Source organism: Micromonospora sp. NPDC005324 (genome assembly GCF_040607155.1).
GTDB lineage: Bacteria > Actinomycetota > Actinomycetes > Mycobacteriales > Micromonosporaceae > Micromonospora > Micromonospora trifolii.
In genome coordinates this window covers 1-12530 of sequence record NZ_JBEXGE010000040.1, presented here as the reverse complement: position 1 = coordinate 12530, position 12530 = coordinate 1, and the positions used below count along the sequence as shown (strand labels likewise).

The 12530-nt window shown below is 69.9% G+C and carries 10 protein-coding genes and 1 pseudogene; 5 read left to right on the top strand and 6 right to left on the bottom strand.

Going from position 1 to position 12530, the window contains the following annotated elements:
* The first annotated feature begins 114 nt into the window (after positions 1-114).
* Positions 115-1080 (top strand): enoyl-CoA hydratase/isomerase family protein, encoded by a 966-nt coding sequence (locus ABZS40_RS30170; protein ID WP_354947122.1) that lies wholly within the window; start codon positions 115-117, stop codon positions 1078-1080.
* 285 nt (positions 1081-1365) lie between these two features.
* Here the strand turns inward: ABZS40_RS30170 and ABZS40_RS30165 are convergent, their stop codons facing one another.
* A complete protein-coding gene (locus ABZS40_RS30165) occupies positions 1366-2784 on the bottom strand; it encodes an FAD-binding oxidoreductase (RefSeq protein ID WP_354947120.1) in 1419 nt (472 codons plus the stop codon).
* A gap of 189 nt (positions 2785-2973) precedes the next feature.
* On the opposite strand from ABZS40_RS30165, the gene ABZS40_RS30160 reads away from it, so the two are divergent.
* Together ABZS40_RS30160 and ABZS40_RS30155 are read left to right on the top strand one after the other, a co-directional pair.
* Positions 2974-4344 (top strand): amidohydrolase family protein, encoded by a 1371-nt coding sequence (locus ABZS40_RS30160; RefSeq protein ID WP_354947118.1) that lies wholly within the window; start codon positions 2974-2976, stop codon positions 4342-4344.
* 164 nt (positions 4345-4508) lie between these two features.
* Positions 4509-6389 (top strand): BTAD domain-containing putative transcriptional regulator, encoded by a 1881-nt coding sequence (locus ABZS40_RS30155; RefSeq protein WP_354947116.1) that lies wholly within the window; start codon positions 4509-4511, stop codon positions 6387-6389.
* A 96-nt stretch (positions 6390-6485) separates the two neighbouring features.
* Here the strand turns inward: ABZS40_RS30155 and ABZS40_RS30150 are convergent, their stop codons facing one another.
* Positions 6486-7757, bottom strand: a complete 1272-nt coding sequence (locus ABZS40_RS30150; protein ID WP_354947114.1) for an MFS transporter — start codon at positions 7755-7757, stop codon at positions 6486-6488.
* 189 nt (positions 7758-7946) lie between these two features.
* On the opposite strand from ABZS40_RS30150, the gene ABZS40_RS30145 reads away from it, so the two are divergent.
* On the top strand, positions 7947-8702 hold the full coding sequence (locus ABZS40_RS30145; protein ID WP_354947191.1) for a LysR family transcriptional regulator: 756 nt from the start codon (positions 7947-7949) through the stop codon (positions 8700-8702).
* Positions 8703-8756: 54 nt separating this feature from the next.
* Here ABZS40_RS30145 and ABZS40_RS30140 read toward each other — a convergent pair.
* Positions 8757-9248: pseudogene (locus tag ABZS40_RS30140) on the bottom strand (MBL fold metallo-hydrolase); the annotation flags it as partial.
* 551 nt (positions 9249-9799) lie between these two features.
* On the opposite strand from ABZS40_RS30140, the gene ABZS40_RS30135 reads away from it, so the two are divergent.
* Positions 9800-10099 (top strand): hypothetical protein, encoded by a 300-nt coding sequence (locus tag ABZS40_RS30135; RefSeq protein ID WP_354947112.1) that lies wholly within the window; start codon positions 9800-9802, stop codon positions 10097-10099.
* 427 nt (positions 10100-10526) lie between these two features.
* Here ABZS40_RS30135 and ABZS40_RS30130 read toward each other — a convergent pair whose 3' ends face one another.
* From ABZS40_RS30130 to ABZS40_RS30120, 3 genes are read right to left on the bottom strand one after another with little or no spacing between them, the layout of a single operon-like run.
* Positions 10527-10763 carry a superoxide dismutase gene (locus tag ABZS40_RS30130; RefSeq protein WP_354947110.1) on the bottom strand — a complete coding sequence of 79 codons (237 nt, stop codon included), beginning with the start codon at positions 10761-10763 and terminating at the stop codon, positions 10527-10529.
* Positions 10764-10793: 30 nt separating this feature from the next.
* A complete protein-coding gene (locus tag ABZS40_RS30125) occupies positions 10794-11204 on the bottom strand; it encodes a hypothetical protein (protein ID WP_354947189.1) in 411 nt (136 codons plus the stop codon).
* Between the two features lie 43 nt (positions 11205-11247).
* On the bottom strand, positions 11248-12426 hold the full coding sequence (locus ABZS40_RS30120; RefSeq protein WP_354947187.1) for an IS701 family transposase: 1179 nt from the start codon (positions 12424-12426) through the stop codon (positions 11248-11250).
* Positions 12427-12530: the final 104 nt, after the last annotated feature.

Here is a 12530-nt window from a genome sequence, read left to right as displayed (position 1 = left end):
CCAGCCGCAGCGGCCAGGCCACCCGGATCGGACCGGGTGGCCTGGCCGTCCTGCTTGTATCCACGTCAATCGCACATCGAGAGAACGTCGACGGGACCTCGCTGTACTGGCCCGATGCCGATGTATCGCGCCAGCACCCTGGCCCTGCCCACTGTCCGGCTCGAGCAGACGGGCCGGGTCCTGACCTGCCGAGTGGACGCGCCGCCGTTCAACTACATGACAACGCACATGCAGCGTGACCTTATTCGACTCGTCGACGCCGTGGAGCGCGACAAGACCATCGGCGCGGTCGTGGTGACCGGCGCCCTGCCCGGCCGGTACATCACCCACTTCGACATCGCCGATCTCCTCACGGCGGCCGAGAGCGTCCCGCAACTACCTCGCCCGGTCGTCGCGGCGCTGCTCGGCGGTGTCCGGGCCGTTGCTGGCGTGTCGGGTGAACGGCTCATCGCCCGCTCGCCACTGGCCGGGATGCTCGGTGTCATCCAGTTCCACGAGATGGTGCTGAAGCTGCTGCGCTCGCCCGCAGTGTGGATCGGCGCGGTCAACGGCCCATGCGGCGGCGGCGGCTTGGAGCTGTCCCTCTTCTTCGATCTGCGCGTGGCGGCGGAGCACGACGCCGTCTTCGTCGTCCCGGAGCTCTCGATCGGGCTGACGACCACGGTTGGTGGGCAGCGCCTGACCCACCTGGTCGGTCCGGCGCGGGCGATCGAGTTGCTGCTGGAGGCGCGCCAGGTCACGGCCCGGGAGGCGGCGCGGATCGGCTTGGTGAACCGGGTCGTCCCGGCGGCGGCGTTGCTGCAAAACGCGCAGCGCATGGCCGCGCGATACGCCACCCGGCCCCGGCAGGTGGTCGCGGCACAAAAACGGATCGTCAACGAGGCGTACACCGACACCACGCGGCAGAGCCTCACCCGCGAGGGGATCGCGCAGATCGCCGGGGTGCCGTCCCGGGAGACCCGCGCGGCGTTGCGTGCCTGGCTCGGTATGCAGGAGGGCACGGACGGCGACTCTGTGTTCCTGACCAATCCGGACCCGTGGGCCGAGGGCACCGCCGTGGACATGAATGTCCGCCCCTGACTCTGCCGCCAGGGCTCGGATCAAGCCGTCAGCCGTGAGTCGCACACCCGGTCCGTCGTCGGCTGGCCCGAATGCGGCATCGTCGCCCCCGGCGCGGCCAGTTACATTGCTAAATCTACATAGATGCCCGTGACCTACATGAGCGGCCGGCTCCCCCATCAGCGGGAGCCGGGCCGCTTCATGCTGTGTCGGCGCCGTCCGGCTGACGCCCCGCGCTGGACCTGTAGCTGTGTCTCGGTCGGAAGCCGGTCGCCTGGCCGCAGCGCGTCGGGCGATGTGACTTCGTCAGGCCGCTGACGGCGGGATGTTGTGGTTATGGCGGAACAGGTTGCTTGGGTCGTAGTCCCGCTTCACCCGGCGCAGCCGTTCGTACGTGTCGGGCTCGAATGCCGTGGCGACGAGCTCCGGCGTGTCGTCGGCCGCGGTCAGGAAGTTCAGCAGCGCCCGGCCGGTCGCCCACGGCGCGACCGCGTCGGTGACGCGCTCGATCGCCGCGTGGAGCATTGCCGCCTCCGGCGGGCCGCCGGGCGATCCCGCGAACACGTTGAACTGGGCGTCGCGGTTGCCGACCGCGTTCGGAACCTTCGGGTCGACGGCGAGCGCGCCGCCGAGGTGGCGTACCTCGACCATCAGGACCGGAAGGTCGGCCTGCGGACCGGCGACCGCGACGAGCGCCTCGACGGCCTCGGCGGGCAGTTCCCGCAGCTGTGCGCCTCGTTCGTAGACGGGCAGCGGATCGACCGGATCGGCGTGGATGCCGGCGATGTGCGTGAACGGCATCTCCGCCACCGTGTCCAGCAGCGTCGGCCCGACCGCTCGCAGCCCGGTGAGCAGCCGCTCGCCCTCCTCGGCAGTGCCGAGGTAGGCGACCCGGACGTGCAGGGAGAATCGGCCCTGCAGCGGCTCCGGCAGAAACGGCAGCGGAGGCAGGCGCAGGAACGCGAAGGAAAGCGTCAGCTCGTCCGGAGCGTCGGCGGTCAGGCGGCGGTACTCCGCGAGCACCGGCCCGACGTGCTCGGCGGCAAAGTACAGGCCGCCGCCGTACAGGCGGCTCACCGGCATCAGGTCGAACTCAAGCGCCGTCACGACGCCGAAGTTGCCCTTACCACCACGCACCGCCCAGAACAGCTCCGGCTCATCGTCGGCGTCGACCCGGCGCAGCACTCCGTCGGCGGTCACCAGTTCGACCGCGGTGACGTGGTCGGCGGCGAATCCGTAGCGACGGCCCAGCGACGGGCTGAGGCCACCGCCGAGCGTGTAGCCGACCACGCCGACGTTCGGCGACGAGCCGGCCAGCGGGGCGAGGCCGTGGGCCGCTGCCGCGTCGACCACTTCTTGCCATTCGACGCCCGCATCGACACGGGCCGAGCGCTCGGCGGCGTCGATCGCGATGCCGCGCATGCGCCGAGTGTTGATCAGGACGCCTCCGTCGGACTGGTGGACCGCGCCGTGACCCGTCGCGACGACCGCCACCGGCAGGTCGAACCGGGCGGCGAAGCGGACCGCCGCCTGCACCTCGACGTCCGAGGTTGCCCCGACCACCACCGACGGTCGCTGGGGCACCGCCAGATTCCAGGTCGCCGTCTCGGCCGCGTAGCCGGCGTCGTCCGGAGTAAGCACCGGGCCTTGCAGGTCCGCGGCGAGCTCCAGCGCCAAGTCCTTGATCTCTGCCATGTCGATCCACCCCTGATTGCCGTATCTCATCGCCGGGAGCGTCACCCGGCCATGCGAAGTCGACATCGACGGTGTGGACGTGCCGTTGACGGGCGATCAACGCTCAAGCGGCGGGGACGCCCGCGTTGATCGAACGCCAATCGGCCGTCAACGGGCTCGTGTTGCCATCTTCGGGTACGGGCTTGCGCCCCAGAACCAACGAACGAAGGAGAATCTGCGATGAAGGGCTTCAAGAAACTCATCCGCGGCGGCATCGTGGTGTCGGTCGATCCCGCGATCGGCGACCTGCCGTCCGGCGACGTGCTGATCGAGGACGAGCGGATCGTGGCGGTCGCGCCGCACCTGGACGGCGTCGATGCCGAGGTGATCGACGCCACCGGGATGATCGTCATGCCCGGGCTGATCGACACGCACCGGCACATGTGGCAGAGCTCGCTGCGGCAGATCGCCGTCGATTGGACGCTGAGTGACTACTTCGAGCGGGTGATCGGCGGATTCTCGCCGGTCTTCACCCCCGAGGACGTCCACATCGGCACGCACTTCGGTGCCCTTGAGGCCCTCGACTCCGGGGTGACCACGATCTTCGACTGGTCGCACATCCTGAACACGCCGGAGCACGCCGACGCCGCAGTCGCCGCGCTGCGGGAGTCGGGCATCCGGGCCGTGTTCGGCCACAGCATCCCGACCGATGACCCGGCCTGGTACTACAACAGCGACCGCCGGCACCCTCACGACGTCCGGCGGCTCGCAGCGCGGGATTTCGCCTCGCAGGACCAGCTGCTGACGCTCGCTCTGGCGGTCCGCGGCCCCGAGCTGGCAACCATCGGGGCCACGGCCGATGATCTCGCCTTGGCCCGGGACCTCGGTGTCCGCTCCTCGATGCACATCGGTCTTGGCCTGATGGGCCAGCAGCGCGGAGTGACCCAGCTGCACGAACACGGACTGCTCGCCGACGACCTGATCTTCCTGCACTGCAACACCTGCACCGACGAGGAGCTGAAGTTCATCGCCGCGAGCGGCGGTCACGCTTCCGTCTCCGCCCGCGTCGAGCAGCTCATGGGTCACGGCGCCCCGGCAACCGGACGGCTGCTCGCCGCAGGCGTCCGCCCGGCGCTGTCGGTCGATGTGGTCTGCGGCGTGGTCGGCAGCATGTTCGACGAGATGCGCGGCATGCTGGAGGCCGAGCGGGGCCGGGTGCATCAGCTGCACCTCGACCGTGGCGTGCCGTCGCCGGCGGCGATGCTGACGGCCCGGGATGCCATCGAGTTCGCCACGATCGAAGGCGCTCGCACCCTGGGCCTGGAGGACCGGGTCGGATCGCTGACGCCGGGCAAGCAGGCCGACATTGTCCTGCTCGACGTCGCCAGCTCGCCGTTCGGCATGGTCAACAACGTGCCGGCCACGGTGGTCTTCAGCGACGCCCGCGACGTCGACACTGTGCTGATCGCCGGAGAGACCCGCAAGCAGCACGGACGCCTGGTGAACCAGGATCCGGCGGCGGCGCGGCAGCGAGCGGAGCGCTCACGCGACCGGCTGTTCGCTGCGGCCGGCGTGCCGGTCGGGGCCGCACCGGTCGCGATGGTGCGCTAACCGCGGGGCAAGGCCTGGCGGCCGAGTGCGCTCCTCCGACGGCACTCGGCCGGTGATCGCCGCCGTCACGGTATCCACCGGCACGCCGCGGCATCGCCATTCGCGATAGGTGCCAGCGGTATGTTGCGTTGGTGGCGGTAGAGCGTTCGCCGCATGCTGGCACCGTGAACTTCTCAACCGATGACCAGGCCCAACCGAGTCTGCGATTCACCGTGCTCGGCGCCGTTCGCGCCTGGCGGGACGGTGTCGAGCTGCGGCTCGGCTCACCGCAGCAGCAGGCGCTGCTCGCCGCGCTGCTGCTGCGCGAGGGCACCCCGGCGCAGATCGACGAACTGGTTGACGCCGTCTGGCACTGCGACCCACCGCCGGCCGCGGTCGGCACCGCTCGCACCTACCTGTCGCGTCTGCGCCGGATTCTCGGTGACGCGCTCGTATCGGTAGGCGGCGGCTACGCGCTGCGGCTGGCCCCGCAGTCGCTGGACCTGACCGAGTTCCACCTCAAGGCGACCCGCGGCCAGGCACTGCTGCGCGCGGGTGACGCCCCGGCGGCCGCCGGCCTGCTGGGTGAGGCGCTCGGCCTGTGGCAGGGCGCTGCCCTGTCCGGCATCCCTGGCGAGTACGCCGCCGCACAGCGCACGAGGCTCACCGAGGTACACCTCGCCGCCGTCGAAGCCCATTTCACCGCCGAGCTGGCCGCAGCGGCGGACGGCGACCCACAGCGACTGACCGAACTGTCGGCGCTGGTCGACGAGTACCCGCTGCGGGAGGGCTTTCGTGAGCTGTACATGCTCGCTCTCTACCGTGCCGGTCGGCAGGCCGACGCGCTGGCCGCCTACCGCGATGGCGACCGGCTGCTGCGGGACGAGGCCGGCCTCGCGCCCGGACCCGCACTGCAGCGCATGCACCAGCGCATCCTCAGCGCGGACCCGGCGCTGATCGGTCGTGCCGAAACACCCACCCGCAGCCCGATGCAACTGCCTGCCGACCTGCCCGACTTCACCGGCCGCACGGCCGAACTGGCGCGGATCACCGAGGCCCTGCGCGCCCGGACCGCACCGGTCGTCGGCATTGCCGGACTCGCCGGTACCGGACGCACCGCACTCGCCGTCCGCGCCGCGCACGAGGTGACCGCCGAGTACCCCCACGGAACGCTGTACGCCGACCTTGCCGGCGCCGCCAGCGTGGCCGAGATCCTCGCCACCTGGCTGCGCACCTTCGGCGCTGACGGCGACACGCCCGCCTCGGCGTGCGGTCGCGCGCAACTGCTGCGCGACACGCTGCGGGGACGGCGCGTCCTGGCCGTGCTGGACAACGTCGAGGACCACCGGCAGGTGTGCACGCTGCGCACGGCCCTGCCCGACGCCGCCATCCTCGTCATCTCCACCCGCCGGCTGCTGGAGGCCGCCGACACCTCCTGGGTGCGGCTCGGCCCGCTGCGGCCCGAAGAGGCCGCCGCGCTGCTGCACCGACTCGTCGGCCCGCAGCGCGCGAACCCCGAGCCGGACGCGATCGCGCGGCTCGTCTCGCTGAGCGCCGGCTACCCGCTACCACTGCGGCTCATCGGCGAACGGCTGCGGCTCCGCCCGCGGTTCACCGTGGCCGAGCTGGCGATGCGACTGGCCCGCGAGCTCGACGACGCGCACGGACCAATCCACGACGACTGCGTCACCGCCGAAGCACCGCTGCTACGTACCTACGAACGGCTGAGCCGCCAGCAGGCCCGCGTGCTGCACACAGCCGCGATGGCGGGACGGCCCGAGTTCACCGCGCCGGACGTCGCCGCCCTATCCGACCTCTCCGAGCACCAGGCGTGGAACGCGCTGGAGGCCCTCGTCGAAGTGTCCCTACTACACGAAACTGGGATGCCTGGCCGGTACCGCTTCGACGCCTACGTCCACGCCTTCGCCCGACGGACGGCGGTTTCCGTCGTCGGTGCGGTCACGACGGCAGCCCGGGTCGACCGGCAGGCGCACCGGCCGCGCCGGCCCGCAGGCCGGACCGTGGTGCACATCCGGCGCGGCTCGCGCCCCGCCGGGCGCAATTGACCGACCGTGTCTGCCTGCACCTGCGGGCGAGCACAGCGGCCGCCGACGCCGAACCACAGCGTCAGCGGCCGCTCGACAGCCGGGCTTCCGCCCCGATCAGGACCGGGAAGCCCGCGGCCGGCCCACCAGCGGCCGGAAGGCCACCGCAATCAGCAGCATCAACGCGACGGCGAAACCGAGCACCGCGACCTGCGTCGACAGCAGCTGCGTCGCCAGGCCCAAGCCGAGCACCGGCACCGCTAGTCCGACGTAGCCGGTCAGGAACAGCCCAGCCAGGGTCCCGCCCCGCACCTGCGGTGCGGCCAGGCCGAACACCGTCACGACCGCGCCCTTGAACACCACCCCGGCGCCCGCGCCGGTCAGCAGACCGCCAGCCAGGAACAGAATCGTGGTCGCCGTCCACACACCCGTGGTCAGTACGGCGAGCCCGATCGCGAGAGCTCCGAGGCCGAGCGCGACCTGTCGGGCCAGCGGTAGCCGGGCCACGAAGATCTGACCGAGCGCTCCGGCCGCAAACACCAGGAACGTCACAAGCCCCGCCACCGCATGCGAACGCTGCTGCAGCACACCGGACAGGAACCCCGGGGTGAGCGACGTGAACAGCCCGAAAATGGCGAACGCGGCGAACGCCGCCGCGCAGGCGGCGAAGAACCGCGACCGGGATCCCGCCGGCACGCTCAGCATTTGCGGCCGGTACGGCGGACGGGAATCGCTCGTCGTCGCAACGGTCTCCGGAACGAGTGCGACAGCAAGCAAACCGAGCAGCAGCAGTACCTCGAACGCCAGGTACGGCACGACGAGCGGACTGGGCGCATATTCGGCCAGCAGCCCGGCGATCAACGGCCCGAGCCCGATGCCACCAACGTTGGCGACGGTCGCGACGATGTCCGCACGCACCCGCGACGCGCCGGGTCGGGCGACCAGGTGCAGTTCGGCCAGATGCGCGGTCGCGGTCGCGGTGAGCATGCCGATGCTGACCCCGGAGACGAACCGGGCGACGAGCAACGCAGAGAGGCCCGGCAGCAGGAACAGCGCCGCGGCGACCATGTTGATGGCAACCGCCGGGATCAGTACCCGCCGTCTCCCGACCCGGTCGGAGATGTGCCCGGCCAGGAACAAACTGACGACGACACCGATGGCGTACGAGGCGAACACCAGCGAGACGGTGAACGAGCCGAAGCCGTCCCGTTGCTGATACAGCACATACAGTGGGGCGGGTGCGGCGGAGAACGCCATTGTGATCGCAAACGCATAGGCCAGGAGCCAGAACGCTGTACCGTGACGCACCCGGCCGGTTCGGACCGGTGCGACGGCGGACAGCATCGCGACGGCAGTGCCGTCGGGACGACTATCAATATCGGTCTTCATTTGACCAGCATGTCCAGGCGACCGATCACCACCAACGCAATTCGAAGCTGAGAGCCATCACCAACGGCGATCCGTCGGGCGCAGACGTCGCCACCCCCGTGCGACGTGTTCGGGGCCACTGCTGAACCCGCTCTATGGGATCCACGCAAGCTTTCGCTGGCGCCCATCGCGCTCGGCGATAATCCACGGATGGATCTGCGTCAGCTGGAGTACTTCGTTGCCGTCGCCGAGGAACGCAGCTTCACCGGGGGCGCGCGTCGGGTGCGCATCGTGCAGTCCGCGGTCTCCGCCGCGATCCGGAAGCTCGAACGGGATCTCGGCGCGGTGCTGTTCGACCGCAGCGGTTCGTGGATCACGTTGACCGATGCCGGCGCCGCCCTCCTGCCAAAGGCGCAGGAGGTGCTCGCGGTGGCACAACGCGCCCGCGACGCGGTGGTGGAGGTGCGCGGCGGCCTGCGGGGCACTGTCAACGTCGGCGCTCTGCTGACCCTGAAATCGGTCGACCTGGCCGCGATCCTGGGCCGGTTCCACGCGGCGCATCCCGACGTCACCATCCGGATGCGGACATCTCCGGCCGGCAGTGGCGGGCATTTGCAGGCGGTCGCCGACGGCGAGCTCGACGTGGCAGTGGTCGCCACGCTGGAACCGCGGGCCGGCGGGGTCCGGCTTCAGCACTTTGCCGACGATCCGCTGCGGCTCGTCGTCCCGGCGGAGCACCCTCTGGCCGGCTCGGCCAGGATCGGCATCCGGCAGCTCGGCGGCGAGACGTTCGCCGGCGAGGAAGGCACCACCGGCGCCACGAGACATCGGGGTGTAGCGCAGCCCGCGGTCGGTAACGGTCTCAAGCTCGAGTGCGAGATCCAGGCCGCGGACGCCGGTGACGAAGCGGGCCATCGCCAGATAGCTGAGCGCGTACCGGGGTACGACGCGTGGGGGGCGTGGTGAGATCAGACGCAGTCGACGGAAGCGCTGGCCCCGGGCGCGCATGCGCTCCGCGAGGCGAACGAAGCCCAAGTAATGATCGACGTCGAAGTGAGTGACGATGATTGTCTCGATGAGTTCGGGCTGTCCGTCGACGGCGTCCATCAGACGTTCACACGCATCGTCGGCGGAGAGGCTGTCGTTGCCGCAGTCGATCACGGTCACTGACTCACGGCCGTCACGTCGCGTCCTGATGACGGTGCAGGCGCCGTCGCCGACATCGAGGACGCTCACCAAGTCTCTGCGCGACGGTGAATCGGAAGGCCGGACTGGCGGGCCTTCGGGACCCGGATCCGGCTTCTTCCGCGCCACCGCCGCCAGCCGCCGGCCCTGCGGGTCGGGCGGCAGGCCACAGATCCTCACGACGGACCCGAGGCTGTTGAACAGGTCGTTTTTGAAGGCGTTCCTCGGTACCGAGGTATTGATCCACTGCACCGCTCGGGTGTGGCGGAAACCGGGCGGTGCATCCGCCCGGTACCGATAGCGGCCGACAATACGGCCGATCGCCATGCTTCCCACCTGATTGCGGTACGGCATGGCGACGTAGTCGCCCGGACTCATCACCCCCAGGAAGCGCCACAGCTGGCCGGCGAGATTGTCGAGTCTCTTTGCAATGTCTCGGGGGTGGGCTGTGGCAAGGCGAGCACGCACCTCGGGCAAGCTCCGGCACTGCGACATGTCGCCCACGGCACGCCAGTCGGCAAAGACCACGCCTTGTTCAACCGCCTCCTCGCCCCCAACATCCTGCTCACTGGCCCGAACCATCCAGGAACCCGTCACCGGCCTTCCCTCATCAGCCGCGCGGTTCGCGGCCGCAGAACTCGCGTGCACGTTGCCAAGCGCAGCGCACGGCCGGGCGAAGGTGGTGCTTAGCGCCTCGTTGGCGGCTGCCGGGGAAGGATGTGATCAGCACATCCGCAATCCTGCCCCAAGGACGGTCCGGCGCGCACTAGCGGTCGAGGTGGCGCGTCCAGCCGAGGTACCTCTCCCCAACGACCGCTGGCGCGCCCACCTGGGTCGCAGCGAGCGGATTCACCGCCGGCACTGCCACCCGGCTCGCCGTGATCATCGATAACGGCAGCGGCAGCATCAAGCCGTGCGCGGTGACGCTGACGCCGGCAGCCGCCACCACCACCCTCGGCGCCGTGCTGGACGCCGCCGTCGGCGCGGGCGCCCCCAGCGGGTGTGTCACAGCACTAAACCCGACCAGCGGCACCGACACCGTCACCTCGATCAACGGCCTAGCCAACAGCGGCTCCTCGACCTGGAAGGTGGCCCGCGACGGCGGCACTCCGGTCACCGCGACCCGCGGTACGACAGTGACCGTCGGCGACACCATCTACCTGCGCTACGGCGTCTGATCAACCTGAGTCGCGTCGATGTGACGAGCGGCAGCGGGTGAGCCGGCCGCTGGTTACGTCAACGTCGGGCCGGCTATCCGCACGAATCGTCGACAGGGTCGGCAGGGCGAGGACGCACCCCTGAGTCTCGGGCGGGTGCTTCGAGGTTGGAGGCCCCGGCGAGGCGGCCTTGCAGGCGGGCGAGGCGGCGCCGGGCGTCGTGCAGTTGCTGGCGAAGTTGGTGCGCCTGGGCTTCGCTCGCGCCGAGCTATCGGCGGCAGGCATCAAGGCGGTTGAAGTCCGCGACGGCAAGGACAGCCACCTCCCGGCCGTCGATCGTCATGACCAGGTGGTCGATCTTTCTGCGCATGGGCCGTCTCCCGACGGGCGATGGGGAAGCTACAGCGCCCGGCCGGGGCCCCGCAGATCTGCGGGGCCCCGCGGACGGTCAAGCTGGTGGCGACTGGGCGGTGTCGGCCAGCAGCAGGGACAGTTCCCGGACCAGGTCGTCCATCGACTGGCCGCTCTGCGCCTTGACCAGGCCGAGCGCGCGGTCGGCCAGCAGGTAGAAGCCGAGGGTACGGGCCTGCTCGGAGCTGAACGCGGACACTAACTCCTCGGCGCCGGCGAGGTCACCACCGTGCTTGGCCGCGATGACCCCAGCGGCGCGTTGGACGATCTCCACCGCCTCGGGGTGTAGCCACTCACGCCCGGGTCAAATCTTCGGGGTCGCGCCCTTGGTCGCCGCCGACAGTTGACCAGCGAAGCCGTCGAAGGAGCCGAAGTCCTCGTCGATCGCCGCCGCCAACTCACCGTCGGGGCGGTCACCGCCGTCCGGGGACAGGTTATTCCAGAAGATCGAGTGCAGAACGTGCCCGGACAGGTTGAACGCGAACGTCTTCTCCAACCCCACCAGGGTCGCGTAATTGCCCTTGTCGCGGGCCTCGACGAGCCGGTTGAGCCCGTCGTTGGCGCCCTTGACGTAGGCGGCGTGGTGCTTGTCGTGGTGCAGCTCCAGGATCTCGCCGGACATCGCGGGCTCTAGTACTCCAGCCGTACCTGGTGGAGTTGGAGTCTTCGCTGGTAGTGGGCGGTTTTGGCGCGGTATTGGTGCCGGCGTCGCCATCGTGACCATCGATGTATGTAGTCGAAGGGGCGAACGGTGGTGATCAGGTGTGCCAGCAGACGTCGGACCTCGCCGAGGGTGAGGGGTATGAGGCCGTCATCGGATTCGGTGCCCCTTTTTTGGAGTGGGCGGCGGTGATGGCGAGGTAGGCGTGGGCGCACAGAACGAGCGTTATGCGGCGGTACCAGGCGTCGTACCGGCGCACCTGGTAGTGATCCAGGCCGACCTCGGTTTTGGCGGTTTGGAAGCACTCCTCGATCGCCCATCGGGTTCCGGCGATGCGGATGAGGGTGTGGTCGTCGGTGTCGGCGGGGCCGAAGCACAGGTAGTAGGCCAGGTCCGTGGGGTCGGTGATGCTGCGGCGGATCAGCAGCCAGTGGCCGTATCCGTCGACGGTGCCGGGCAGGGAGGCCACGGCCCAGTTGTAGAGTCGCGGCCCTTTGGCGCCGTCGCCGCAACTGCGACGTTTCCATGCCAGGGCCGGCGCGTTCGCGGCGAGGACGTCCGGGCGGGAGTTGCCCACCGTGGTCGGGACCCGCTGATTGCGGGGCACGGCCAGGACATAGCCCATTGCGTGCTGCTGCAGCCAGGTCCGGAACTTCGAGTCCTGCCCGTAGGCCTCGTCGGCGGTGACCCACCTCGCCGGCAGTCCGGCGGTGATGGCGCGTTCGATCATCCGCAGGCCCAGCGCGGGTTTCGTGGCGAACCCGACGCTGGCTGCGATGCCGGCTTCCTCGCGGCGAGCGGGGTCGTCGCACCAGCCGCGGGGTAGATACAACTCCCGGTCGACAAGAGTGCGACCGGCCGGGCTGGCATAGGCCAGGAACACTCCGAGCTGGCAGTTCTCCGTCCGCCCGGCCGTGCCCGAGTACTGACGCTGCACCCCGGCGGACTTGATGCCCTTCTTCAGGAAACCGGTCTCGTCGACGATCAACACCCCATCGTCGTCACCGAGATGCTCAGACACGTAGGCGAACAGGTCATCGCGGACCGCGTCCGGGTCCCACGCCGACCGGTTGAGCAGCCGCTGCATCCGGTCCGGCGTCGCATCGCCGGCGGCCTCGGCCAAAGTCCAGCCGTTCTTGCTCGCCAGGGGCGACAGCAACCCGACCAGGTAGGTCAGCGCCTGCCGGCGCGGCTCCGCCCGCCCGAACCGGTGCGCGAACCGCGCCAGTAGATCATCCAGACCTGCCCGCCAGCCCACGATCTGATCGATCAACACAAGCACGGGTGGGCTTGACCCGTTTCGACGGACAGGGTCGTTGTGTTGATTTTAGTTAGGCGGCTTGGTCGATCGGTAGCGGTTGTGAGCTGGTGGCCTCGAAA